Source organism: Sporomusa sp. (assembly GCF_057736855.1).
Genome location: NZ_JBYKYF010000010.1, coordinates 1 through 26,026 on the forward strand (window position 1 = coordinate 1; position 26,026 = coordinate 26,026).

A 26,026-nucleotide genomic window follows, 5' to 3' on the forward strand; every position below is an offset into this window, starting at 1 on the left:
CTTGTTGTTGAACCATGTACTTTCTGTAGTAATGAATACTGGTAGGTACAGCGAGTCAGGAAAAGTTGATAAATTATAGTTAGTAAGCGTAGGTATGTTTTAATGTTTTTGGTAGGTGGTGGTGGAAACATGAGAAACTTGGCAAGGTTGTTTGGTATCGGAGATTCTACACCAAATGTTCCTGAAGCTGCTCCAGAAGTCGTTCCGGCAGCTACTAGTGAACAGCATAATACAATTATTGATACAGCTAATCATGTACTAGAGGTTACTACTAATGAGTTACAAGCAGTGCAACGAATTTCCCCTGATAGTATTGTGCCAAATCCTTTTCAGCCGCGTAAGACATTTCTTGATGAATCGCTTCAGGAATTGTCCGCATCCATTCGGGAATTTGGTGTTATTCAGCCACTGTTAGTCCGCCGCCAAGGAGATAAATTTGAGCTTATTGCTGGAGAACGGAGACTTAGGGCATCAAAGATGGCTGGTCTTACCGAAGTGCCAGTTATTGTACGCGACCTGGACGATAAAGAAATGGCTGAATTGGCCATGATTGAAAATCTTCAACGGGAAGATTTGCATTTTTTAGAAGAAGCTGAGGGTTATCAGCACCTAATTGCCTGTTTTAATTTTACTCAGGAAGAATTAGCTCGCCGGGTAGGAAAAAATCAATCAACAATTGCCAATAAACTTCGGTTATTAAAACTTGCTCCAGAAGTGCGTCAATCTGTGGTGGAACAGAAGTTGACAGAGCGTCATGCGCGTGCCTTGTTAAAATTGGAGGATCCACGTTTGCAATTGGAAGTACTTGAAGGGGTAAGAAAAAATGGTTTAAACGTCAGGGAAACCGAAGACCTGATTGAAACTTATATAAAGAATATTTCCCGGGAAAAACCGGTAACCCCCAGGCAGACAGTGGTTAAATTAATCAAAGATGTCCGGATTTTTATTAATACTATTAATAGTGTTATAAACCAGATGAAGAAAAGTGGTATGGATATTAAGGTAAAACAGGATATAGAAGGAGACTATGTTACGATTAATATCCAGGTTAAAAATAGTCGTAAATAATTGTATGCCTAATCTTTGTTCTTCATAAGATATTCATAATGTTGTGGTAGCCTTAAGGAAAGGGAAATAGCCCTGACATAATTAGGAGCGATATTGTGAAGAACAAGAACTTGTGGTTACTTGTAGGGATTGCTGCTGTCATTTGAACAAGCTACAAAAATCCGAAATAAATATCCGAAAACTATGTCTTAGCATATAAATAGGCCAGAGATGATGAACAATAAAACGGACGATCTGGTGAATGCTGCTAGTCGTTGTAGTTCACAGCAAGTAGTTTCTCCCAAATAGCTGGTATCCGATAGTAGCCAAAAAGTTGGTTTATGTCAAGCATAGAATAAGATAGATTATTATTCTATTCGAGTAGAAAAGTGTTAGGCGTTTAATTTTGGAAAAACGTAGTTATAAATTTTTGGTAAAAAAAGCCTCCCTGTGTAGGGAGGTTTTTGTATAATTAAAATAATAGCGTCTGGTCATATTGTTTTTTGCAAAGAATGACACTGTTAACAAGAAGAAAGTTGACATAATGTATCGGCCAGTTTTTCAATATAATCACGCTTGTATAACTTGGTAAGCCAAGAAGCAGGTATACTGCTTGCTCCATAATAGGCTCCGGCTAGTTGCCCATAAACAGCACCCGTGGTATCGGCGTCGTCACCTAAATTAACGGCAAGCAAAGCACCTGAAGCAAAGCTATTACTATGATAAAAAGCCCATAATGCAGCTTCCAAACAATCAACAACATAACCTGTACCGCGGATATCTGGTGGATTCTTGGATTTATACGATCCAGCGGCAACTTTGGCAACATTTGCAGATAAAGGGATGTCCCAACCTGTAGACAATGGCGAGTAATATTTGCTAAGCAGAGTGGTTTTATCTTGACCATAAATTGCACCAACAAGTAGGGCGGCAAAATAGCGGCAGGCGTCAACGGCTTCCCTGGCAGCATGAGTAGTACGTGAACTATTGGCTGCTAGGCTGATCGCCAGTGCTGGGGTGGATGCGTACCGCAGCGGTACAGGCGCCAGCCGCATCAGGGACCCGTTACCTGCCGCACGGGGATTTTCCGAACCGGCGTAAGGTTGTCCGGTTTGCCTGTAATACTCTAATGCCGCACGAACGGTATTACCGACTGAAAAGCTGCTACCAGTACTGCTTAAATAGCCTTCTGTGTACCAACGAAGATAGCGATTCATTTGATCGGCTGGATCAAATTCCGGATTGTTAATTAAACTTTCTGCCAGACATAGGGCCATAGAGGTATCGTCGGTCCATTGCCCAGGGTTGAGATTAAAAGAACCGCCGCCTATGAGGTCAGTTACTGGCGTAAAGCTGCCAGGAGTTTTACCTTCTACTGGTACTCCTAACGCATCCCCGATGGCCAACCCTAGGAGCGCACCACGGTAACGGTCTTGTTTCATAGCTACCCCCCATTTACTATTTTGTGCGTAGCAGTTGTTTAGCAATATTGACTGCCGCTATTCCGTTGGCGGCATAAGCATCAGCTCCGGCTTGTCGGGCATAGCTTTCAGTAAGTACTGCACCGCCTACTATTGTTTGGCCAGTGAAGCCTGAAGCCTTAAGGGCACTAATTGTTGCGTCAATTTGTGGCAAGGTAGTTGTCATAAGGGCGCATAACCCGACAATCTGAGCCTGGTGTTTTTGAGCAGCGTCGACAATGGTTTCGCTAGGAACATCTTTTCCTAAGTCTATAACAGTAAAACCGTTATTTTCTAACAATGCTGCAACAATGTTTTTTCCCAGGTCATGAATATCACCCTTTACTGTGGCTAAGACTACGGTGCCAAGGCTTTGGTTGCTATGGGAGGGTAATACTTCTTTTATTGTATTGAAGGCAGTTCGCATAGTTTCGGCAGATAACAGTACTTGTGGCAAAAAACAGCGTCCTTGCTCAAAGGCTTGTCCGACGTCATTCATCGCGGCTGTCAGCGCTTGTTCGGTAATTACCAGCGGGCTGTGATTTTCAACCAGAGCTTGGCGGATTAGTGGTGCTATGCCTGTTGTTTCGCCATCAATTACGGTTTGGCGAATTTGAGTCAAAATATCCGGTGCGTTTGGATCAGATTTTAGCGTCTGGGAAGGTATGTCTACATATTTTTTGCTGTATTCGGTTACTGCTTGGCGATTACGTCCGCTTAAGGCTACTGCTGCTGACCAGATATCTTGCATTAATGGATCAAGCGGATTGAGAATTGGGGCATCAAGCCCGGCGTCTAACGCCATAGCGCAAAAAGCGGCATTCACTATATCGCGACGTGGCAACCCAAAGGAGACATTACTTAGTCCCATGACTGTCGGGCAGCCAAGCTGTTCGCGATACATTTTTAGGGTTAATAGAGTCTCTGCAGCAGCTTGCGAATCGGTTGCTATTGTCATAACCAAGGCATCTAGCAAGAGATCTTGACGACGCAAGCCATACTGTTCTGCTATATGAATAATTTGTTTTGCTATGTTTATTCGTTCGGCTGCTGTTTTTGGTACACCTTGATCAGATAGCGGTAGACATAAAACAACAGCTCCATATGTTTTGGCAAGTGGCAGGAAAGATTCTAGGCGATCGGTTTCAGCAGTTACTGAATTGATTAGTGCTCGTCCGGGATAGATTTTAAGTCCGGCCTCCAGTGTAGCGGGGTCAGTGGTATCGATGGCCAGTGGCACATCAACTAGGGATGATAAATCTTCTATAGCTTGTTTCATGGCAAGTTCTTGATTAATGCCAGGCACGCCCATGTTGACATCTAATATTCCGGCACCGGCTTTGACTTGCGCCAGTGCATCTTTTTTTACGGTAATAAAATTACCGGCCTTAATTTCATTTGCCAGGGCTTTACGGCCAGTGGGGTTAATTCTTTCACCAATGATTACTGGTGATACACTCGGTCCCAAATATACTGTACGGGTGCGACTGGTCAAAGCGGTTACAATTTCAGGTGGTTTTCTGGGGGGAATTGTTAGTTGGTCAACGGCTTGACGGATGGCCTGAATGTGAGCGGGAGTCGTCCCGCAACAGCCGCCGATATAGCTGGCTCCAGCATTCGCAAGTTTTGGTACCCATTCGGCCATTTCTTTAGCCGACATAGGAAATATGGTTTGACCATTTACCAATTCGGGCATACCGGCGTTTGGCTGTACACTGATGGGAAGATAAGTGGATGTAGCTAATATTTCTACTACGGGGAGTAGTTGTGCCGGGCCTAATGAACAATTGGCACCAATAACGCTTGCACCCAAGGCTTCTAATGTAATGGCAGCGGTACGTGGATCGGTGCCGGTTACAGTTCGGCCGTCGGCTTCAAAAGATAATTGGCAAATGATTGGTTTTTTTGTTGCCGCTTTAGCTGCCAAGAGTGCTGCCCGCATTTCTTGGATATCAATAATAGTTTCTATAATTATGTAGTCAACTCCGGCTTGATCTAGAACACAAATTTGTTCATAAAATGCCTGGTATGCGTCATCAAATGATAGTTCACCCAAAGGGGCAATAAACTTGCCTGTCGGACCAACAGAACCAGCAATTTTTGCATTTGCTCCTGCTGCCTGACGGGCAGCAGTTACCCCGGCAGTATTAATTGCTGCCATTTTGTTTTCCAAGCCATAATGGGATAGTTTGATACGATTAGCACCAAAGGTATTTGTTTCTATTATATTAGCACCTGCTGCTACATATTGTCGGTGAATGTCAATAACTTTATCTACCTCCAGGATGTTCCACATTTCGGGACAGTGGCCTGGTTTCAAGCCTGCTTGCTGTAACATGGTACCTATGGCACCATCAAAAATAGCGATCATGTTGTTTATGTCTCCTTTCGTGCGTGGCAACCAATTTGCCCGCATTTGTCACAGCTTAGTTCTTGTTGATGAGATAAGTTGAGGATTTGATGGTAAGGATAGAGGCCCACAATGGCAGTTACTGATTTACGTGGTACCAGCATTTTTGTGTCAGTAACGCTAATATCAATACTAGCACCTGTTGCCAGACTTACTATTAATGGTTGCACCTCAATCGACCACCCGCCATAGCCTGGGCTGAAACGGCGTCCGGCTATTAGACCTGAACGTCCGGCATGTTGTGCTATGATGGAACAGACAGCGTCACAAGCTGCTTCTACTGCTGTTGTACCGGCAGCATCTAGTAATAGGGCTGCTGTATACTGATTTTGTGAAAACAGGTTAGATACTTCTAATTCCAATGCAAGACCGATGGTTACTGCCATTACGGCTACATGGGTAGCTCCATATAAATGGTTAACCACACTATCAGCGGTTAAGGTTAGCGGTTCAGGAGCCATTATGGTATGCTCTTCTTGATCATAAGCATACACTTGCCACACTCCTTTAGGAACAGCCAGAAGTTGACCTTGCGTACAGGCTTCTGCTAACAACTCTGCAGAAAAATTGATGTTTTTTCCCAACCCGGCATAGCGTTTGGTTTCGGCAAGGTCAATGGTGGTTAAGCGCGGGTGGTACATAGGCATTCAAGGATACCTCCTTAGTTTTAAGTGGTATAATTAGCATTATAGTATATTTTGCCAATTAGTTAAAGTAAGATATACCGGAATGAGTCTAAATTCCATACGACTATGAGATATTCATACGCATTGTAGTAATGTTGGTGTTAGCAAAGAAAACTTCCGCTAATCCAAGTTTTCTTTACAACAGTTTTTGGCAGGAAATTGCGTAGATTTGTGGAATGAAAAGAGGGAACTAATCTATTTTGAGGTGAAATAAGCTTGGTTAAAGTGATTGCTATCGCCAATCAAAAAGGCGGGGTAGGAAAAACAACGACTGCGGTCAACCTCGCGGCTTGTTTGGCTGAGTTAGGCAAAAAGGTGTTACTTATTGATATAGACCCACAGGGAAACTCAACTAGTGGGTTGGGATTCAATAAAGGAACCATTAAGCGTTGTATTTATGATGCATTGGTTAACGAAGTTCCGTTAGAATCCATTATTGTTCAAACTGAAATTCCTAATCTCAAATTGTTACCAGCTACCATTCAATTGGCTGGTGCAGAAATTGAATTAGTAGCCATGATGTCACGTGAGGGTAAACTTAAGCGTGCTCTAGATAAATCTAAATATGCCTACGATTATGTATTAATCGACTGTCCGCCATCATTAGGTTTACTAACAATAAACTCCTTGACTGCCGCTAATTCGGTACTTGTGCCAATCCAATGCGAATTTTATGCCTTGGAGGGTTTGACACAACTAATGAATACCATTAGTTTGGTTCAGAAGAATCTTAATCCGGTACTTACTCTTGAAGGAGTAGTGCTTACTATGTTCGACGCTCGGACGAATTTGTCAATTCAGGTTGTTGATGAGGTAAAAAATCACTTCCGACATAAAGTGTACCAAACTATTATTCCAAGAAATGTTCGTTTAAGTGAAGCGCCTAGCCATGGACAGCCAGTGATAAAATATGACCCTAAATCAAGGGGTGCAGAAGTTTATTTTGATTTAGCACGTGAGGTGATTGGGGATGAGTAAACGAGGATTAGGTAGAGGTTTGGAGGCCTTATTTAGTTCACCGAGTCCAGAACAGAGTGTTGATAGTAATGAGCCTGTGAATGAGATTTTAATTAAAGATATTATTCCCAACCAACACCAACCCCGTCGGGATTTTGATGAAGAGGCCTTGGCAGAACTGGCTCAGTCGATTAAACAACATGGTGTTATTCAGCCGATTATAGTTAGAAAGATTCTTAATGGTTATGAACTGGTCGCTGGTGAGAGACGCTGGCGTGCATCGCAAATGGCTGGACTCAAGACAATTCCGGCAGTGCTACGTGAATATACTGATGCTGAAATGATGGAAATAGCACTTATTGAGAATCTTCAGCGCCGGGATCTGAATGTTATTGAAGAAGCCATGGCTTTCCGCAGACTTATGGAGGAATTTGGCTTGACCCAGGAAGAAGTAGCGCAGCGAATTGGGCGTAGTCGGTCAATGATTGCGAATACGGTGAGATTGCTTAACCTTCACCCTGAAGTTCAAAATTTTGTTTCACGTGGAACATTAACTATGGGACAGGCAAGGCCACTACTCGCCTTGGAAGATCCAGAAATGCAGATCGTTGCAGCCAAACAAATTATTGAAGAAGATCTTTCTGCCCGTGATGCCGAAGAATTAGTGCGTCAATTAGTGTCTCGTTCTAAAAAAACAGCGGAAACCAAACAAACCGGTAAGATGCAAGAACCGAATCATCTGTTTATGAGTGAGTTTGAAGATCGACTAAAACTGTTGCTTGGTACACAAGTTAGAATTAAACCAGGAAAGTTAAAGAGCAAAATTGAAATTGAATACTACTCAAATGAAGATTTAGAACGAATAATGGACATGCTATCAGCTAGTCAGGAAGCTGCTAGTACCAAATTTAATGGACAGTTAATTGTATAGTAGTTTACACATCTACTTGTATATTTGTATTTCACGGCTTCTAGAATGTGTTTCACGTGAAACAAAATGGGACTCATAGTACGGAGGCGTTGCGGATGCGTCGGGAAAAAGATTTGTTGGGCGAGCGAGAAGTGCCTGAAGACGTGTATTATGGTATCCATACCTTACGAGCATTGGAAAACTTTCCTCTTTCAGGACATAAAGTATCTACATCACTGATTAAAGCCATTGCCTTAATAAAAAAAGCAGCAGCAGAGGTGAATGCCGAGTTAGGATATTTGCCTAAAGATAAGGCTCAGGCCATAGTTACGGCAGCCAACGAAGTTATGGATGGGCAGTGGGATAATCAATTTGTTGTTGATGCGTTGCAAGGCGGGGCAGGAACATCAACAAACATGAATGTTAACGAAGTATTGGCAAACCGAGCGATTGAGATTCTTGGTGGAAACCGTGGAGACTATACATTGGTTCACCCGCTTAATCATGTGAATATGCATCAGTCCACCAATGACGTGTATCCAACAGCCTTGCGAATTGCTGCAATTTGGTTACTAAAACCCTTGAGTGAAGCTTGTGCAGAATTGCAGGAGGCCCTGCAAGTGAAGGAAGCTGAGTTTGCAGGTGTTATCAAGGTTGGACGAACCGAAATGCAGGATGCCGTACCCATCATGCTTGGACAGGAGTTTAGTGCCTATGCGACTGCGATTGCTCGTGACCGCTGGCGTTTATACAAAGTAGAAGAACGGTTGCGCCAAGTTGGTTTAGGTGGCACCGCCATTGGTACTGGGATTAATGCAGATAAAAAATACATATTTATGGTTAATGAACGGGTGCGCCAGTATGCTGGCGTTGGGGTAGCTAGGGCAGAAAATATGATTGATGTAATTCAAAATGCCGATGTTTTTGTTGAAGTTTCTGGATTGTTAAAAGCACTAGCCGTCAACTTGGGGAAAATGGCGCATGATTTAAGATTAATGTCTTCAGGCCCATGTGCAGGGTTAGGTGAGATACGATTGCCTGAACGACAAGCGGGATCGTCGATTATGCCAGGAAAAGTTAACCCGATCATCCCAGAGGCGGTTAATCAGGCAGTCTTTCATGTCATGGCTTCTGACATGGCAATTAGCATGGCAGCGCAATCAGGCCAACTTGAACTTAACCCGTTTATGCCGCTTATAGCGCATCATCTATTGGAAAGTCTAACAATCTTAAAAAATACTGTAAGAATACTAAATGAATTTTGTGTACAGGGAATAACCGCAGATGTCGAACGTTGTCAAGAATTGCTACTTAACAGCCAGGTTAGTGTAACCGCGTTAGTACCGCATATTGGCTATGATCTAGCATCTGCGGTGGCGCAGAGAGCCAGGGAAGCAAAAATAACAGTGCGAGAAGCAGCCATTGAATTAGCAGTATTACCAGAAGACCAGCTTGATGCAATCTTAGATCCGCGGGTTATGACTAGACCGGGCATTGCCGGAACGAGAAAATAGGGGGATTGAAATATGCAAGAAACACCCAAAGGGTCACGGCTGCATATCGCGATTTTTGGACGGCGAAATGCAGGAAAATCCAGTTTAATCAATGCTCTTACCAACCAGGATATTGCTCTGGTTTCAGATGTGCCAGGCACTACCACTGATCCAGTGTACAAGGCTATGGAAATATTACCGATTGGACCTGTTATGATTATTGATACTGCTGGCATTGATGACGTAGGTGACTTAGGTGCACTGCGGGTAGAGCGCACTATGCAAGTACTTAATAAGACTGATTTAGCGGTTGTGGTCATTGAGCCGGAACAAGGAATAACAGACTACGAGAAAGAACTTATCGGGGAAATTAGAAAGCGCAAGTTGCCGATAGCCGGTGTAATTAACAAAAGTGATATATTGCCATTAAGCCATGATGTAGTGGAGCGATGGAGTGCAGAGATAGATTTGCCGCTAAGCACCATTAGCGCCAAAACTGGCCAAGGCATTGAAGAGCTTAAACGACTTATGATTAAATTAGCTCCTGACGATTGGGAAGGTCCGCCATTGATTGGGGACTTGATTTCACCAGGGGATATTATCGTTTTGGTGGTTCCTATTGATTTAGCTGCACCGAAGGGGCGATTGATTCTCCCGCAGGTACAGACCATCAGGGACATTTTGGATAATGATGCCTGTGCCGTAGTGGCTAAAGAACGCGAATTAAAAGAAGTATTAGCAGGGTTAAAGAAACCGCCGCGTTTAGTGGTTACCGATTCACAGGAATTTATGAAGGTAGGCGCAGATACTCCGCCAGGAGTAATGCTAACCTCATTTTCTATTCTGTTAGCGCGCCACAAAGGCGATTTAGAAACCCTGGTTGCAGGGGCTAAAGCGATTGATACTCTTGAACCTGGTGATAAGGTATTAATTGCTGAAGGATGTACTCATCACCGTCAGGCCGATGACATTGGCAAAATGAAAATTCCGCGTTGGCTTAGACAAAATGTAGGGGGAGAACTTGATTTTGAATGGGTATCTGGTGGGACATTTCCGCCAGATTTGACAAAATATAAGCTGATTGTTCATTGTGGCGGATGTATGCTCAACCGGAGGGAGATGCTCTATCGTTTAGCTACGGCTAGAGAGGCCGGGGTGCCAATAGTAAACTATGGATTATTAATTGCCCACCTCCATGGTATTTTGCACCGGGCGCTTGAGCCCTTCCCTTTAGCACAGATGATATTGGAAAACTAGGGGCTGAGCTGATGATGATATACCTTGATAATGCTGCTACTACTTGGCCTAAACCGGAAAGTGTATATCAAGCAGTAGATCGCTGTCTGCGAACTAGAGGTGCTAACCCAGGGCGTGGCGGACATAAGATGGCACGGGAGGCTAGTTTACTACTATATGAAACCCGAGAAGCATTGGCCGATGTATTTGGTATCACTGATGCGAATCAGCTAGTGTTTACCTATAACGCTACCGATGCGATTAGTATGGTGATCTTGGGCTTGATAAATCCAGGTGACAGTATTGTTACTACTTCTATGGAACACAATGCAGTAGCCAGAACGCTTCGCCTTGCTCAGACCAGAGGGGTAGAAATTAAACGAATTCCCTGTAATTCTACAGGCGAACTGGATATGGTCGCAATGGCCGATGCGATCAGACAAAGGCCGAAAGCTGTAGTTATGACCCATGCTTCCAATGTTACTGGAACCATTATGCCAGTGGCGGAGGTTGGCAAATTAACCAGGCAACATGGTGTTATTCTAGTGGTAGATGCAGCACAAACGGCTGGGGTAGAGGACATTCATGTTGCCGATATGGGAATTGATATTTTGGCTTTTAGTGGGCATAAAGGCTTGCTTGGGCCGCAGGGGACCGGCGGTTTATATATTCGTGAGGCTATCACGGTAAGACCGCTTAGAGTGGGCGGAACCGGCAGTTTATCTGAATCAGATTTGCAACCAGAATTTATGCCTGACAGGTTGGAAAGTGGTACTCCCAATACTCCTGGTATAGCTGGCTTATATGCCGGAGTACAATTTATTCAGAATACAGGACAGGCTGTAATACGTGGAAAAGAAATGGAGTTAACCCAGCAGTTGATTGAAGGGCTACTTGCCATTCCAGAAGTTACGGTTTACGGATTACATGGGATTCAGGGACGAACGGCAGTCGTCTCATTTACGATAAGCGGGATAGATTGTGGCCAGGTGGCACATATACTTGACCAGCAGTATAATATTGCCTGTCGATCTGGTTTACATTGTGCACCATGGGCACATAAAACGATTGGCACGCTTAAAACCGGTACAGTACGTTTAAGTCCGGGATATTTTAATACCCAACAAGATATCGAGGAAGCACTTGCTGCAATTCAAAATATTGCTGCCCAGGGAGGAAGATGGTTATGAAAGGAACTTTAGTTAATGCTGCAGCAGTAATCATTGGATCAGGGGTAGGTCTGGCACTAAAACGCGGCATTCCGGAAAAATATCAAAATACGATTATGCATGGAATGGCTTTGGCAGTTGGCGTTATTGGCTTACAAATGGCATTTAAGACAGAGAATATGCTTGTCGTCATTTTAGGGTTAGCCGTTGGGGCCATCGTCGGGGAGGCGCTAAATATTGATGGTGGATTAAATCAAATAGGTGATTGGTTGTCCCGTAAATTAGGAAATAAGGGTAGTTCGGGGAAAAATAGTATTGGTGACGGGTTTGTTACAGCTAGCTTAATATATTGTATAGGTGCTATGGCGGTAGTAGGAGCCATTCAGGACGGCTTGACAGGAGATGCCAGTACATTATATGCTAAATCTCTCTTGGATGGGATTACTTCCATCGTATTTGCCAGCAGCATGGGAGTGGGAGTTGCTTTGTCCAGCCTGTCTATTTTGGTATACCAAGGATTGATTACTTTACTTGCTGGATTTTTTAGCGCAATACTGTCTGACCGCGTAATAACCGAGCTAACGGCAACAGGCGGGATTCTTATTGTCGGAGTGAGCATACTAATACTGGAAATAAAAAAAATCAAGCTGGCTAATTTGTTGCCAGCTATACCGGCAGCGGCTGTGATCGCTTATTTTTGGCCCGTCTAGTCTACATAAAGTAATTTTAAATTGTATGCTGGTATTAGGTATCAAAGCCAGAACTGGAACGCCGTAAGGTGAATTACTATTGCCAATACCTATTTGGAAAACCGCAAAGAGTCTATCTCGAAGAAAGAAAGGTGCACAATGACTAACCTCGATATATCAAAGTATAATACTTTAATTATTGACAACCTACCCTATATTTTGCTTGTATTGACAGTATTGATTTTTCTAGCACTACTTATATTTATTAACATTAATATAAAAATGAATCGGCTTAATAAACGCTACCGGAAAATGATGCGGGGAGTGGATGGTGATAACCTAGAAAACTTGTTACTTGCTCATATCGAAGAGGTACGGCAGGCGGTTGCTAAAGTAGAACAGCTTGAAAAAGAATACCGCCGCTTGAATGAAATTGCCAATGCTTCTATACAGCACGTAGGTATTGTACGTTACAGTGCATTTGAGGAAATAGGAAGTGATCTTAGTTTTTCCCTCGCACTGCTTGATAGTAAGAAAAATGGTGTCGTGTTATCAAGTATTTATGGGCGGAATGAATCGCGAGTATATGCCAAACCGGTAGTTAACGGTCAGTCAAGTTATTTATTAACCGATGAAGAAAAAAGCGCGCTAGACAAATCTTTGGGAAAAAATTCATAGAGTGGCAGGATTTTTATGCTTTTTGCCGAATAACATCATGGTTGATTTACGTTTGCTTATTAATCTATGAGATAAAAAACGTAGCTTGACAGCTTTTTACAACTGACGCTGGCTATGCATTGCTGGTGCAATCTTAGTTGTTAGCTTTTATAAATGGACAAGCTCATGGATGACAATAGATAGGCTACACTTTCAGCTACAGCTAAATCAACTTTACGAAGAAGGTGATGTTGTTGAAGGCAAAAAAGCAAAAGCCTGATAAGCGCGAATACACATTAATGATCGTGCCCCATCACGGTAAAGCAGTATTTCGTCTCCGAATCCCAATTAAAACTGTTAAATTTGCAGCAGTAACCCTGGGTATTTGTCTTACAATACTTTCTGGCACGTTGTTACATTATCGGTACCAAGCCAATATAGCTCACCAGGAAAAGCTTGAACTGGTTCAGCTACGGGAAGTAAACAGTAAACAAGAGGCTGAAATAGAGAAGTTAGCGAAGGCAACAGCCGAGCTTCAGGAAAATATGAACCGACTCAACCAGTTAGACAGTGATCTTCGCCGTATGGTAAATGGTGAAGAGTCTGTAACTGTTTCCCGTTCAGCTCCAGTACGTGTGGCAAATTATAAAGGACAAGGTGGTCCTGATATAAAACCGGATATCAATCAATTAACCGCGTTGGTCAACGAGCTTAAACTATCTGCCATTGAACGAGAACAAAGCTTGCAACATTTAAAAAACGCGCTTATTGAAAAAAATGAACGGTTAGCAGTTACTCCTTCTATTTGGCCGACAACTGGTGAAGTAACATCCCGTTTTGGCTGGCGCACCTCACCTTGGGGTATAGGAAGTAGCTGGCATCCGGGCATTGATATTGCTAATGATACCGGTACTCCTATAGTCGCCGCTGCTGACGGTACGGTTGTTAACAGTGGCTGGTATGGCGGATACGGTAAAATGATAGAAATTGATCATGGTAATGGTATTGTCACTATTTACGGACATAATTCCCAAAATCTTGTGACTGCAGGCCAAAGGGTTAAAAAAGGCGAAATCATTGCTTATATGGGAAGTACTGGGATAAGCACAGGGCCGCACCTGCATTACGAGGTTCGTGTTAATGGCACAGCCGTTAATCCATCAAGTTTTTTACAATAGGAGGATACATATTTATGTTTGGCATTAAGAAGCAGACTGGTAATAGTGGTGACCAAGTCGGCACTATTATTGGCAGCGATACTTCTTTTACAGGCAATATTACTTCCCAGGGCACCATTCGTATTGATGGACAGCATGAAGGTGAATTGATTACTGCAGGTGATTTGGTTATTGGTGAGAGTGGTCATCTCAAAGCGCAGATAAAAGCCCGAAACGCACTAGTTGCCGGAACGATCAACGGTAATATAGAAGTTACGGATAAATTAGAGCTTATGTCTACTGCTAAAGTGTATGGAGATATTAAGGTGGGTACGCTTACCATAAATGAAGGTGCTGTGTTTCGTGGTGCCTGTCAAATGCTTAGGGATATGCCAACCACTGAAAATGAATAAGACGAATAACCCCCAGGATACGGTATTTTAGGTATCCTGGGGGTTTTAAATATAACCTAAACATGTGAAACTGTGTTAACAAAATTATGCGGCAATCTGCCGTTCCGCAGGGCTTGGTACTAGCCAAGTTTTTTTCATGATTAGCATTAATAGATATGAGAACGGCTCAGGGCAAAAGATAAGCTATGAGCAATTGTATCAGCCATTTTCATTACGAGATTCAGCCTAGTGCTCTGGAGTACCAAATGTTCCATAAAACCGCCAACATTTACGACACCTGTAATATAAGCATTGCCAACAGCCGGCAGGTCTTTGTTAACAGCAGCTCCGGGCTTTACCGACCCATGTCCTAAAGTGACACAACCGACATTTTCAATTTTTCCTAAACAGGCGTCTACAGCAATGACAAAAGGGTGAGTAAAGGCGTTGCTAATAAACTTGAGTTTTTCTTCTAGGTTTGTGGCATGTACTGGCTCTTCCAGGGTTCCATAAATGTGGGGATATACGTTAAGTGCCTTTAATTTTGTTCCAGTCAATGGACCGAGAGCATCGCCTGTTGAGCGGTCGGTGCCAATGCATAATATGATAATTTCATGTTCATTATCTTTGGCGGTTTGAATCAAATTGCGGATAGACATAGCTAAATCATAGATAACATTTGGATGAGCCACATTGAATTTTAGTTCACGCGAAGGCTCGGGAACAGGTGGTGGCAAAGTAATTGGTGAATGTTTGCTAAAACTGGGAAAGTTCAAAAGGTTATTTAGCATAGGTAATCTCCTGTTGCATATTTACTATTTCTAGTATGTAAGAAAAGACAATAATCTATACATATTGGCAGGAATTTTTACCAAATAACAGGAATACACTATGAAATGTTTACCAAACCATGAACAGTTGAGAAGTAGGAGGCAGAAGATAGATGGCAGGCGATAACAGGCTACGTTCTATACCCTCGATAGACCGACTCTTATCCATTATGTTATCTGATCAAACGATTCATGCCTATCCGCGTGAGTTGGTTGTTACTTGTTTACGTAAGGTGGTAGGACAAGCCAGAGAAGCATTGCGGTTGGATGATAATCGGGAATGTACTCCTGCGGCATTGATTGCTGAAACCAAAGCGCTGTTAAGCCAGTGTAGACGTCCCAGACTGCGCCGGGTTATTAACGCTACCGGCGTAGTGTTACATACCAACCTAGGGCGGGCACCACTGAGCAGACGGGCCAGAGATTGTGTAAACGCGGTAATGGCAGGCTATAGTACGCTAGAATATAATGTGGAGACAGGCGGGCGTGGCAGTCGCTATGACCATGTATCGGAGCAATTACGGCAATTAACAGGCGCGGAAGATGTTATTGTAGTTAATAATAATGCAGCAGCAGTATTGTTAGTCTTGTCAGGATTGACGAAAGGGAAAGAGGTTATTGTCAGCCGGGGTGAACTTGTAGAGATTGGCGGATCGTTCCGTATACCGGATGTTCTCAGGCAAAGTGGAGCTACCCTTGTTGAAGTAGGAACCACGAATAAAACACATTTGTCAGATTACGAACAAGCCATTGGGCCAAATACCGGGGCTATTCTGAAGGTACATACCAGTAACTATCGCATTGTTGGTTTTACCGCTCAGCCTGATGGACGTGAACTAGCCGCATTAGCACATAAATATCATTTGCCAGTTATTGAAGATTTGGGGAGCGGAACATTGCTGCCGCTTAGCGCCGACGGACAGACTGAACCAACGGTGTCAGAACGGCTGCAATTAGGTTTTGATATCGTTACTCTTAGCGGTGATAAACTGTTGGGGGCAGGGCAGGCTGGTATTATTGCTGGCAAATCTCAGTATATAGCTATGATCAAAAAACACCCACTCCTCAGGGCTGTCCGTATTGACAAGCTATCGTTAGCCGCTCTGGAAGGGACTTTGATGGAATATATGCTGGGAGAACCTGAACGTGATGTTCCCGTATTATCCATGCTTACCATCGCAACCGATGTGCTAAAAGAACGGGCAATCAGACTTAACCACTTGATTCTTCAGCGTGAGTTAAGCGGCATGACGGCCGAGGTTGTGCCGCTTAACTCATTCGTAGGTGGCGGCGCATTTCCGGCTGCAGTACTACCAAGTTATGGTGTGGCTGTCAGTGTTTCGGGGATGAGTGCCGATAAGCTGGAAAACCGTCTTAGACAGCGGGATATACCAATTATTGTTCGCATTCAAGAAGATATGGTTCAGTTTGATGTGCGCTGTCTGTTTGAGGAAGATCTAGAGGAAATTGCATCAGCTCTGTGTGAGGTATGGAGGCTTACGAAATGAAATATGTGATTATTGGTACAGCTGGTCATGTAGATCATGGAAAATCAGCAATTATCAAAGCCTTAACCGGAGTAGAAACAGACAGGCTCAAAGAAGAACAATTACGCGGGATTTCCATTGATTTGGGATTTGCCTCTTTATCTCTAAGCGATAAGGTAAAAGCAGGGGTTGTTGATGTTCCAGGACATGAGCGTTTTTTGAAAAACATGTTAGCTGGAACAGGCGGAATTGACTTAGCCATGCTGGTAATTGCCGCCGATGAAGGAATTATGCCTCAGACTAAAGAACATTTGGCCATGCTTCAGTTGTACGGAATTAGGCATGGACTGATTGTTATGAACAAAATCGATAAAGTAGACAGTGAATGGCTGGAACTTATCGAAGAAGAAATACGAGAATATGTGCGAAATACTTTTTTACGGGATGCCCCCATTTGCCGTGTATCAGCCGTAACAGGCGAGGGTCTTACTGAGCTTAAGGAGGCACTGCGAGACTTGGCAGAAAAAATTCCTGCTCGTGATAGTACGGCGCCGTTTCGGCTATGGATTGATCGGGTATTTACCGTTAAAGGTCATGGGGCAGTGGTGACTGGATCGGTGCTAAGTGGTCAAGTTAAGGTGGGGGATAGCTTACTTTTATATCCGGCAGAAACTGTTGTACGGGTTCGTGGTTTGGAATCACATGGTGAGAAAACCGATAACATTGTCGCTGGTCAACGGGCGGCTATTAATCTGACCGGGGTAGAGCAGGAGCAGTTGTCGCGGGGAATGATGCTAAGTGCAAGCTCCCGAGGCGAGGTTAGCCGTATTTGGGATATCGTGGCAGATTGGCAACAGGAGGTGGAAAGCGGTCTGCGGGTTAGATTGCATTTAGGTACAGGCGAGTTTTTAGGGAGGATTCACTCCTTTAAAGATACAGAAAAGCGTTATATGCGGCTAATCTTAGAACAGCCACTAAGTGCCGGGGTTGGTGACCGGGGAATCGTCAGGTTGTATTCGCCACAATATTTGCTAGGGGGAGTGACCTTGGTTGCTCCTGGACGCAATACCAGGCGTCTGAGTGCGGTTAGAGCTGCTTTGGCCAATGCAGTTGCGAATTCTGAACAGGCGTCTGCTCTATATTATCGGCTATCAGAGCAGCAACAGCTATTAACGAGAGAGGATATTAGACGGCAAAGCGGCTATATTCCTGATCAGCGTGTGGATCAAATGCTCAATCACCTCGTTGCCGAGAAAAAAATTCTTAAGCTGGACAAAGCGTATATAGCCAGTACTGTTTTTGACAAACTTACTCACATGGTTACTGGCATTCTTAAAGATTATCATAAGGCTCAACCGGATAGGAGCGGGTTGTCCAAAGATATAGTTTGCCAAAAACTGGGAATTAACGACAAAAGTTTTGAAGCCATTCTTGCTGTGTGGCTTACATCAGGTATAGTGGTAATGAGTGGCAGCCAATTGGCATTAAAAAGTCACGCCGAACAGCATGGCGGGTGGCAACAAAATATTATTGCTACAGCTGAAGCTGCATTTGAAAATATTGGCTTGACAAACATTGATTCGACATTATTGATGCAAACCTTAGGGTTGCCGTCTGAAAAGGTAAAAGCCGTACATAGTGAGTTAGTGAGAGCAGGGGTATTGGTCAAGATTGGAGATATATTTGTATACAGCAAAACAATTCAAAACATTGTTCGTCTTATTCATAACCATTTTCAGGTAAAAGAAACGTTGAGTGTAGCAGAATTACGGGATATGCTGAACACTTCCCGAAAAATTGCAGTACCGCTTATGGAATACCTAGATATGAATAAATATACAATTAGAGATGGTGATGTTCGCCGCCCAAGTCGTAAAATCCTGAACATTTCTGAATAGATTAATTTCAATTTGTATATTGACAGTATAACAATTCGTTTTTATAATTATACTCAAAAGAAACAATGTACAGCGTCGTGCATTTGTTACGTACAAACGTTTTTCTAGGAGGGTGCCTAGGGTTCCGCACTGGCAAGTGGACTGGACCAAGCGGCACTGGTGCGTCGTAACGTGCACTACACCGTGGGTATAAAAGACCCGGCGGAAAGTCCTATGCTAGGATATTTCGTCGAGTCTTTTTGTTTTATGCAAAAATTTTAAAATGTAAGACTTGTTTAACGTGTCCGGCTGCTAAGTATAAGCTGGATGTTTATAACTAATTTGAGAGGTGGGAGAAAAGTAGGATGTGTAGAATTGGAGCTATTAAAAGCAGAGCAGCCTTTCATCCGTCATTGGCACTTCAGCTAATGCTGCCCCAGCAGGAAGGTCATGACAATTCAGGGTTTGCGATGGTAATGCAAGATTTGGCGGGAGTATTTGCTGATTACAAGGATAAACCGTTATTGTCATTGGCATGTACCCAAAAGGGAGCATCCATGGTTGAACACTTTATGGAAACAAATAACTTTACTCCAATCTATGAATGGGTTCCGCGAGGTGTTCGCCGTCCGGGATTAGACATCAAAGCAATGCCTTATTATATTTTCCGCGTCTATGATTATCCTGAGCATTATCGCGAATCAAGTCAGGAAGTAAAGGCTGAATTGTTGTTAGATATCCGCCTGGCATTAAGAGAGCTTTTGGCCAAGGAGGAAGAGGGATATGTATACTCTTTCTGGCCAGATGTCTTGACATTAAAGGAAATTGGTGACCCCCGCGATATTGCTGTATATTTCAAGTTATGGGACAACAATGGCAATTTGATGGCTAAAAATGTGGTTGTACAGTGCCGACAGAATACCAATTATGAAATTGTGCGCTATGCGGCTCATCCATTCTTTTTACAAGGATATACTTTGTGTGCTAATGGCGAAAATACCTTTTATACCAAAAACAAAGAATACCAAAAATCGTTGCACCGCGGTTATATTGGCTTTGAATCTGATTCGCAAAATTTTCTCTATACTTTGCATTATGTCCTTCACGTATTAAAATGGCCGATAAAATACTATAAACATGTAATTACACCGTTGCCATTTTCTGAAATTGCTAAACGGGAAGATTGGCGGGAGCTGACAGCTATTCGCCAGTCATTAGGGCATTTGGAGATTAACGGACCCAATACCATTATTGCGATGTTACCCGATGGTCGGATGATGACCTGCTGTGACTCCAAAAAATTGCGACCAGTCGTTGTCGGTGGTGATGGTACAACCATTGCCATATCATCCGAGGTTTGCGGTATAAACCAAATTCTGCCTAATCGCAATAAAGAACTTGATGTGTATCCGAATGAACGGGAAGTTGTGGTTGTTACTCCGGAATTGGAGGTGGAAAGATGGAAACAGTAAAAGTGCAGGATGTTAGTATTAATGATTTACCTTGGAAAGTGCAATATAGCCATGAGCGTTGTACCATGTGCGGCAGTTGTTTGTCTGCCTGTACTTTTAATGCGATTGAAGCAGCCATGGAACGGCGGTCTGTTACCATATCCACCGGCCACCAGCCAGAGCCCAGTCAGCGCCATATGGCGGTTCCGGTTATCAAGCAAAAGGCCAGTGTAGCCAATGCCTGTGTAGGCTGTGGTATGTGTGAAAAAGTGTGCCCGAATAATGCCATCAAGCCTGTGCGCAATGTGGATTCCCGGCTGAACTTTTTGAATCGGAGTGGCGGTTCGCCAGTTAAACGCGGCGGTCGCAACAATCTTTGCGGCGTTAGCCGAACGCTGGATCAAATTTTTGTCGGCCGGATTTCACAAATGACCGACCCGGCGTTAGATTCAGAACGACATACTTTTGATATTTTGGCTCCGTTTGGGCGAGTTTTGTTACCGCATGAATTACCCCTTGTATCTGACGGTCAGGAGCTAAAACTGACAACACAAACACCGCCTGTAAACTGGATTTATCCAGTCATCTTCAGTGATATGTCAATCGGCGCCCTTTCTACCAGGGCCTGGGAAGCCATTGCTATTGCTACCGCGTATTTGAATGAAAAACATAATCTACCTGTACGGATGTGTTCAGGGGAAGGCGGTATGCCCAGAAAACTCCTGGAATCCGAACAGCTTAAATACATGATTTTACAAATTGCCTCAGGTCATTTTGGTTGGAACCGGATTATTCAGGCCATGCCAAAAATGAAAGTTGACCCGGCTGGTATTTTGATCAAAATTGGTCAAGGAGCTAAACCTGGAGATGGCGGGCTCTTGCCGGCGGCTAAAGTATCTAAACCGGTACAGTCCATTCGTGGTGTTCCTAAAGCCGACCTATTATCACCGCCTAATCATCAGGGGTTATATTCCATCGAAGAGTCGGTGCAAAAAATGTTTATGTCTATGAATGCTGCTTTCAAATTTAGGGTACCTGTGGCTATCAAGTGTGCGGCATCTTCTACTTCAGTTGCGGTATATAACAACTTGTTGCGTGATCCGTATAAAATATGTGGCGGCTTCTTCATTGACGGCATCCAGGGCGGGACTGGTGCAGCCAATGAAGTTTCGCTTGATCATACCGGACATCCGGTGGTGTCCAAAATTCGCGAATGCTACCTGGCTGCGGTTAAACAAGGTCGTCAGGGGCAAATTCCGTTATGGGCTGGCGGTGGTGTGGGGTTAACCGGCAACGCGGCTGCTGATGCGTTTAAACTCATTTGTTTAGGAGCCAATGGTGTGTTTATAGGTAAAATTCTTATCCAGCTCTGTGGTTGCGTCGGCAATGAACTGGGACGTTGTAACGCCTGCAATACCGGCAACTGCCCTGCCGGCATCTGTACCCAGAATCCGCGGCTGGTAAAACGTTTGGATATTGATAAAGCGGCGCAAAACATTGTTGACTATATGTTGGCCTTAGACAGCGAACTTAAAAAACTTATGGCGCCTGTTGGTAACAGCTCACTGCCTGTCGGACGTTCTGATGCCTTAGTTACCACCGATAAAGCCGTTGCTGATAAACTGGGTATCCAATATGTATGTTAGGGGGAACTGCGCATGTTAAAAGTAAATACGATAAACGGCAACAACCGGATGTCAACGCAGGACCTTTTAGAAACCATCAATGCAGCGTTGGCGCAAGGGGAAACCGATTTTTATATAGAAGCATCAGGTCAGCATGATATTGGCGGTCCGCTATGGCATCCAGAAGGAAAATCACTTACTTTTTATGTAAAAAATCCTGGTCAGCGAGTGGGCTCTATGTGTCTGCCGGGAACTGAAATTATTGTCGAAGGCTCAGCCTCGGCCGATATTGGCTGGCTTAACTCAGGCGGTCGGATCGTAGTAAAAGGTGATGGCGGGGACACTACGGCTCATTGTGCTGCTGCCGGAACCATTTACATTGGTGGCCGGGCAGGAACTCGCTCAGGCTCGCTTATGAAGCATGACCCATTGTTTGATCCGCCAGAGTTTTGGGTACTCAAGAATGTCGGTAGCTTTTCCTTTGAATTTATGGGCGGCGGCATTGCTGTCGTGTGTGGTTATGATAGTGAGCAATTTGACTCTGTATTAGGTGACCGGGCTTGTACGGGGATGGTTGGCGGCATTGTTTACTTTCGGGGAAAGGCCAGCGGCATATCGGCAAAAGATACAAAGGTTTTGCCGTTAGCAGCCAATGATATTGCCTATCTTGAAGGTAAAATGGATGATTTTTTGCGAGCCATTGAGCGTGAAGAACTAAAAAAAGAACTGAGTAACTGGCAAGAGTGGCGTAAGGTAGTACCACTTTCCTATGATGAACGCCCAAAAAAGGCTAATACCGATATATTTTCTTTCCGCACAAAAGAATGGATACCTGGCAGCATTTTTAGTGATGTTTGTGACGATGATTTTAAAGTTATCGGTGCTGTTGCGCGAGGGGAGTACCGTCGACGTGTTCCGGTATGGGAAAATGCAAAATATAGCGCACCTTGTGAATTTAATTGCACGGCCTCAATTCCATCTCAGCAACGTTTTAACCTACTTAGAGATGGCAAAATTGAGGAAGCTTACCGGCTAGTACTTGAATATACACCTTTTCCTGCTTCCGTGTGTGGCGCGGTATGTCCTAATCTTTGTATGGATGACTGCACTCGCAAAACAGTGGATATTGCAGCGCAAATCGGTAAATTGGGGCGGTATTCGCTTGATGTTACATTACCTGCCGTTAAGGTTAAAACCGGTAAACGTGTAGCCATTATCGGTGGTGGCGCTGCTGGTCTCACTGCTGCTTGGCAATTGATACGGTTAGGGCATGATGTAACCGTATTTGAAGCGGATGAAAAAATGGGTGGAAAAATGGAGCAGGTTATTCCGCGGTCCCGCCTGCCGCAGGCGACTTTGGCTCAGGAAATTGCCCGCATCGCGGAGATGGGGGTTGCCTTTAAAACAGGGGTTACTGTAGACAAAGAAACATTTCTTGCTATTAAAGACAGCCATGATGCGGTGGTAGTGGCTACCGGTGCGCATGTGACTAAAGTAATTCCATGGCCGGGACATGAACGGATTATTAAAGGTCTGGAGTTTTTAAAAGCGATTAATAAAGGGGAAAAGCCAGCTATTGGTAAACGGGTCATTGTCATCGGCTGCGGCAACTCGGGTATGGATGTGGCTGTTGGTGCCTATGGTCTTGGCGCGCGGCATGTTACCTGCATTGATGTGCAGCATCCGGCGGCCTTTGAGGCAGAAATGGCGCATGTTAGAGAACTAGGCGGTGAAATCTTATGGCCGGTATTCACCAAGGAAATTACCGCTGAAGGGATTATTACGCAAGATGGCAAGCTGATTAAAGGTGATACCGTAATCATTGCCATTGGTGAAGTGCCTGATTTAACATTTTTGCCTGACAGTATTGCGATGGAACGCGGTTCTCTGAAACCGGCTGAAGATTATAGTATAGCTCCGGGGATTTTTACCGCCGGTGATACCATCCGATCAGGCAGGTTGGTTGATGCTATCGGTGCTGGGCGTCAGGCTGCCCTCGCTGTTGATGCCTATCTCAAAGGCGAAACTTATGTGCCTACTAATAAAACTAAGATTCCGGCAGGACGAATGAGTACTGCCTACTTCAAAAAATGTCATAGTTGTGATGTACCTACTGCAGACAAAGACTATACTCGTTGTATTAGCTGTGGGACTTGCCGTGATTGTCATATGTGTCTCCAATCCTGTCCGGAAAACGCCATTATCCGTACCGTAGGGGAAAATGGAGCCCAATATGCGTCGGACTCTGCAAAATGTATTGGCTGCGGCATCTGTGCCGGAATCTGTCCCTGCGGTGTCTGGAACATGGAAGTCAATGCTGAACCCCTATATTTTTATCGGTAAAATAACATAGAATGTACGCCGCCAGTAGTCAATAATACAATGTGCTTTCAAAAAAACTATGATTAGAAAATAATAAAAACACAAAAATACATGAAATATAAACAAATGTATTGACAGCATCAATAATCTGGAAATATAATAAAGTTCACAGAAATATAAATACAAATATCTATAAGTAGAGAACAATATGTTAACATTATGGCTGATTTTGAGGTACGGGGGTGAGTGGCGACTGTTACAAGAAGATATTGCTGCATTATGGTAAACCAAGTTCATTTCCCCAAAGTTTGTTTAGTGTAAACCATAAACTAATCTGTTAAGGGAAAAGGAGAATCTATATGAAAAAAAGATGGCTGACATTGATCAGTTTAGCAGTGACTCTTACCATGTTGGCAGCTTTCGTAACAGGCTGTGGTAGCTCCACTACCTCAAAACCAGCCGAATCTAAAGAAATCAAAATTGGTGGCAACTACGAGCTGACTGGTGGTATTGCCAACTTTGGTGTCCAAACCTCAAATGGTATCAAACTGGCGTTTAAGGAAGCTAACGCGGCTGGCGGCGTGCTTGGTAAACAGCTTACTTTGATTTTGGCTGACAATAAATCAGAACCGGCAGAAGCCGCCAATGCCATTACTAAACTTATTACGCAAGACAAAGTAGTGGCCGTATTAGGGCCGGTATCCAGCTCGAATGTATTGGCTACGCTGCAGATAGCTGAAGACTACAAAATTCCTGTACTTACTGCTACCGCTACTAACCCCAGAGTTACCGTAGACAATGGCAAGGTTCGCCCATATGCTTTTCGTGCCTGCTTTATTGATCCGTTCCAAGGTAAAGTAATGGCTGATTTTGCGGTTAAATCGTTGCAAGCCAAAACGGCAGCTATTTATATGGATAATAGTTCTGATTATTCCAAAGGGCTGGCCGAGGTTTTTGCCGATGCCTTTGCTAAAAATGGTGGCAAGATTGTAGCTAAGGAAGGTTTCTTACAAAAAGATACCGATTTTAAGGCTACCTTAACTAAAATTAAATCCACAAATCCTGATGTTATCTTTATTCCGGCCTATTACGAAGAAGTGGGAAAAATTGTAAAACAAGCACGTGAGCTAGGTATTACTGTGCCGTTGTTAGGTACTGATGGCTGGGATGATGCTAAACTGGTAGAAATCGCCGGAGCTGCTGCCCTGAATAACGGCTTTTTCAGTAATCATTATTCCTCACAGGATACAGATCCCCATATCGTAAAATTTGTTGAAGCTTACAAAAAAGAATATGGGCATGAGCCTAGTGCGTTGGCTGCACTTGGTTATGATGCCGGTTTAATGATTATTGACGCCATTAAGCGTGCCGGTAGCGATGACCCGGCCAAAATCCGTGATGCTCTGGAACAAACCAAAAACCTCCAGGTGAGTACTGGTATTTTGACGCTTGATGCCAATCATAATCCGGTTAAAAGCGCAGTTGTTATTGAAATGAAAGACGGAAAGCAAATGTTTAAAGAAAAAATTAATCCATAATAGCCTTTCGAACAACTAGTCTAGTCTTTACCAGGCTGACTTACGTTTGTTACTCCCATACATAGAGGAATGTATTTCGGAAAAATCTTAAAATATACTCCGGTGTCCAATGAAGTGCAAGGGGTAAGGCTGATGCCTTATCCCTTTTCATCATAAAAAGTAATATAATTATGTATACTACGGATGTACATCTGGGTAAATGTATTACAATGATAGTATTGACAGGAATGGACAAGACCCCTATAATTACACTGTATAGAATACAATAATATGTTGTTAGTGGACACGGAGTACTAACAACTAGAGGATGATTACATGGTTTGTAAATCCTCTAGTAGTATGGCAGGATATAGTATCCCAGCCAGCTATGTCCATATTTTATTTTGGGAGGAGAACTAACTATGGTAAAGACAAAACTCGGTAGACTCGTCAGTGTAATGGTTTGTGTACTTATGGTAGCAGGGCTTGTCGCCGGTTGTGGCGCCCAAAAAGAGGATGTAATTAAATTAGGGGCCAATTTAGAAATGACCGGCAATAATGCTACATTCGGTCAGTCAGCTTCTAATGGCGCTAAACTAGCAATTAAAGAGGTCAATGCTAAAGGCGGTGTACTTGGTAAGCAGCTTACCTTGA

Annotated in this window: 21 protein-coding genes; 17 read left to right on the plus strand and 4 right to left on the minus strand. The window is 43.6% G+C overall.

Going from position 1 to position 26,026, the window contains the following annotated elements; all coding sequences use genetic code 11:
• Positions 1-129: 129 nt before the first annotated feature.
• Entirely contained in the window at positions 130-1,068 is a 939-nt protein-coding gene (noc, locus tag AC29Z1_RS01415; protein WP_488269671.1) for a nucleoid occlusion protein, read from the plus strand.
• 500 nt (positions 1,069-1,568) lie between these two features.
• Here noc and AC29Z1_RS01420 read toward each other — a convergent pair whose 3' ends face one another.
• The 3 genes from AC29Z1_RS01420 to AC29Z1_RS01430 are packed head-to-tail and all read right to left on the minus strand — an operon-like array spanning position 1,569 to position 5,564.
• Positions 1,569-2,489: an ADP-ribosylglycohydrolase family protein gene (locus AC29Z1_RS01420; protein ID WP_488269672.1), complete on the minus strand. Its 921-nt coding sequence runs from the start codon at positions 2,487-2,489 to the stop codon at positions 1,569-1,571.
• Positions 2,490-2,505: 16 nt separating this feature from the next.
• Positions 2,506-4,878, minus strand: coding sequence for a homocysteine S-methyltransferase family protein (locus tag AC29Z1_RS01425; protein WP_488269673.1), 2,373 nt, complete (start codon positions 4,876-4,878; stop codon positions 2,506-2,508).
• 5 nt (positions 4,879-4,883) lie between these two features.
• Positions 4,884-5,564 (minus strand): methionine synthase, encoded by a 681-nt coding sequence (locus AC29Z1_RS01430; RefSeq protein ID WP_488269674.1) that lies wholly within the window; start codon positions 5,562-5,564, stop codon positions 4,884-4,886.
• Between the two features lie 255 nt (positions 5,565-5,819).
• Between AC29Z1_RS01430 and AC29Z1_RS01435 the strand changes: the two genes are divergently transcribed.
• The 9 genes from AC29Z1_RS01435 (at position 5,820) to AC29Z1_RS01475 (ending at position 14,284) form a co-directional block, all read left to right on the plus strand.
• Positions 5,820-6,581, plus strand: coding sequence for a ParA family protein (locus AC29Z1_RS01435; RefSeq protein ID WP_488269675.1), 762 nt, complete (start codon positions 5,820-5,822; stop codon positions 6,579-6,581).
• Positions 6,574-7,491 (plus strand): ParB/RepB/Spo0J family partition protein, encoded by a 918-nt coding sequence (locus tag AC29Z1_RS01440; protein WP_488269676.1) that lies wholly within the window; start codon positions 6,574-6,576, stop codon positions 7,489-7,491. The genes AC29Z1_RS01435 and AC29Z1_RS01440 overlap by 8 nt, the downstream gene beginning before the upstream one ends.
• Positions 7,492-7,586: 95 nt before the next feature.
• Complete coding sequence (locus AC29Z1_RS01445; RefSeq protein ID WP_488269677.1) at positions 7,587-8,984, plus strand: aspartate ammonia-lyase; 1,398 nt, start codon at positions 7,587-7,589, stop codon at positions 8,982-8,984.
• 12 nt (positions 8,985-8,996) lie between these two features.
• Positions 8,997-10,220 (plus strand): [FeFe] hydrogenase H-cluster maturation GTPase HydF, encoded by a 1,224-nt coding sequence (hydF, locus tag AC29Z1_RS01450; RefSeq protein ID WP_488269678.1) that lies wholly within the window; start codon positions 8,997-8,999, stop codon positions 10,218-10,220.
• Between the two features lie 11 nt (positions 10,221-10,231).
• A complete protein-coding gene (locus AC29Z1_RS01455; RefSeq protein ID WP_488269679.1) occupies positions 10,232-11,389 on the plus strand; it encodes an aminotransferase class V-fold PLP-dependent enzyme in 1,158 nt (385 codons plus the stop codon).
• Positions 11,386-12,078, plus strand: coding sequence for a DUF554 domain-containing protein (locus tag AC29Z1_RS01460; RefSeq protein ID WP_488269680.1), 693 nt, complete (start codon positions 11,386-11,388; stop codon positions 12,076-12,078). The genes AC29Z1_RS01455 and AC29Z1_RS01460 overlap by 4 nt, the downstream gene beginning before the upstream one ends.
• 138 nt (positions 12,079-12,216) lie before the next feature.
• Positions 12,217-12,735, plus strand: coding sequence for a DUF4446 family protein (locus AC29Z1_RS01465; protein ID WP_488269681.1), 519 nt, complete (start codon positions 12,217-12,219; stop codon positions 12,733-12,735).
• Between the two features lie 233 nt (positions 12,736-12,968).
• On the plus strand, positions 12,969-13,892 hold the full coding sequence (locus tag AC29Z1_RS01470; protein ID WP_488269682.1) for a M23 family metallopeptidase: 924 nt from the start codon (positions 12,969-12,971) through the stop codon (positions 13,890-13,892).
• Between the two features lie 14 nt (positions 13,893-13,906).
• Entirely contained in the window at positions 13,907-14,284 is a 378-nt protein-coding gene (locus AC29Z1_RS01475; RefSeq protein ID WP_488269683.1) for a bactofilin family protein, read from the plus strand.
• 146 nt (positions 14,285-14,430) lie between these two features.
• On the opposite strand, the gene yyaC is transcribed toward AC29Z1_RS01475, so the two are convergent.
• Positions 14,431-15,054, minus strand: coding sequence for a spore protease YyaC (yyaC, locus tag AC29Z1_RS01480; RefSeq protein ID WP_488269684.1), 624 nt, complete (start codon positions 15,052-15,054; stop codon positions 14,431-14,433).
• A gap of 152 nt (positions 15,055-15,206) precedes the next feature.
• Between yyaC and selA the strand changes: the two genes are divergently transcribed.
• The 7 genes from selA to AC29Z1_RS01515 all read left to right on the plus strand — a co-directional run.
• Positions 15,207-16,601 carry an L-seryl-tRNA(Sec) selenium transferase gene (gene selA, locus AC29Z1_RS01485; RefSeq protein WP_488269685.1) on the plus strand — a complete coding sequence of 465 codons (1,395 nt, stop codon included), beginning with the start codon at positions 15,207-15,209 and terminating at the stop codon, positions 16,599-16,601.
• Entirely contained in the window at positions 16,598-18,478 is a 1,881-nt protein-coding gene (selB, locus tag AC29Z1_RS01490; protein ID WP_488269686.1) for a selenocysteine-specific translation elongation factor, read from the plus strand. The genes selA and selB overlap by 4 nt, the downstream gene beginning before the upstream one ends.
• A 344-nt stretch (positions 18,479-18,822) precedes the next feature.
• The gene (locus AC29Z1_RS01495; RefSeq protein WP_488269687.1) at positions 18,823-19,929 is read left to right on the plus strand and encodes a class II glutamine amidotransferase domain-containing protein; all 1,107 of its coding nucleotides are present in this window, start codon (positions 18,823-18,825) and stop codon (positions 19,927-19,929) included.
• On the plus strand, positions 19,917-21,554 hold the full coding sequence (locus AC29Z1_RS01500; protein WP_488269688.1) for a glutamate synthase-related protein: 1,638 nt from the start codon (positions 19,917-19,919) through the stop codon (positions 21,552-21,554). Before AC29Z1_RS01495 ends, AC29Z1_RS01500 begins: the two co-directional genes overlap by 13 nt.
• A gap of 12 nt (positions 21,555-21,566) precedes the next feature.
• On the plus strand, positions 21,567-23,876 hold the full coding sequence (locus tag AC29Z1_RS01505) for an FAD-dependent oxidoreductase (RefSeq protein WP_488269689.1): 2,310 nt from the start codon (positions 21,567-21,569) through the stop codon (positions 23,874-23,876).
• Between the two features lie 338 nt (positions 23,877-24,214).
• Positions 24,215-25,393, plus strand: coding sequence for an ABC transporter substrate-binding protein (locus AC29Z1_RS01510; RefSeq protein WP_488269690.1), 1,179 nt, complete (start codon positions 24,215-24,217; stop codon positions 25,391-25,393).
• Positions 25,394-25,830: 437 nt separating this feature from the next.
• The coding region (locus tag AC29Z1_RS01515) for an ABC transporter substrate-binding protein (RefSeq protein WP_488269691.1) at positions 25,831-26,026 on the plus strand (196 nt) is incomplete at its 3' end.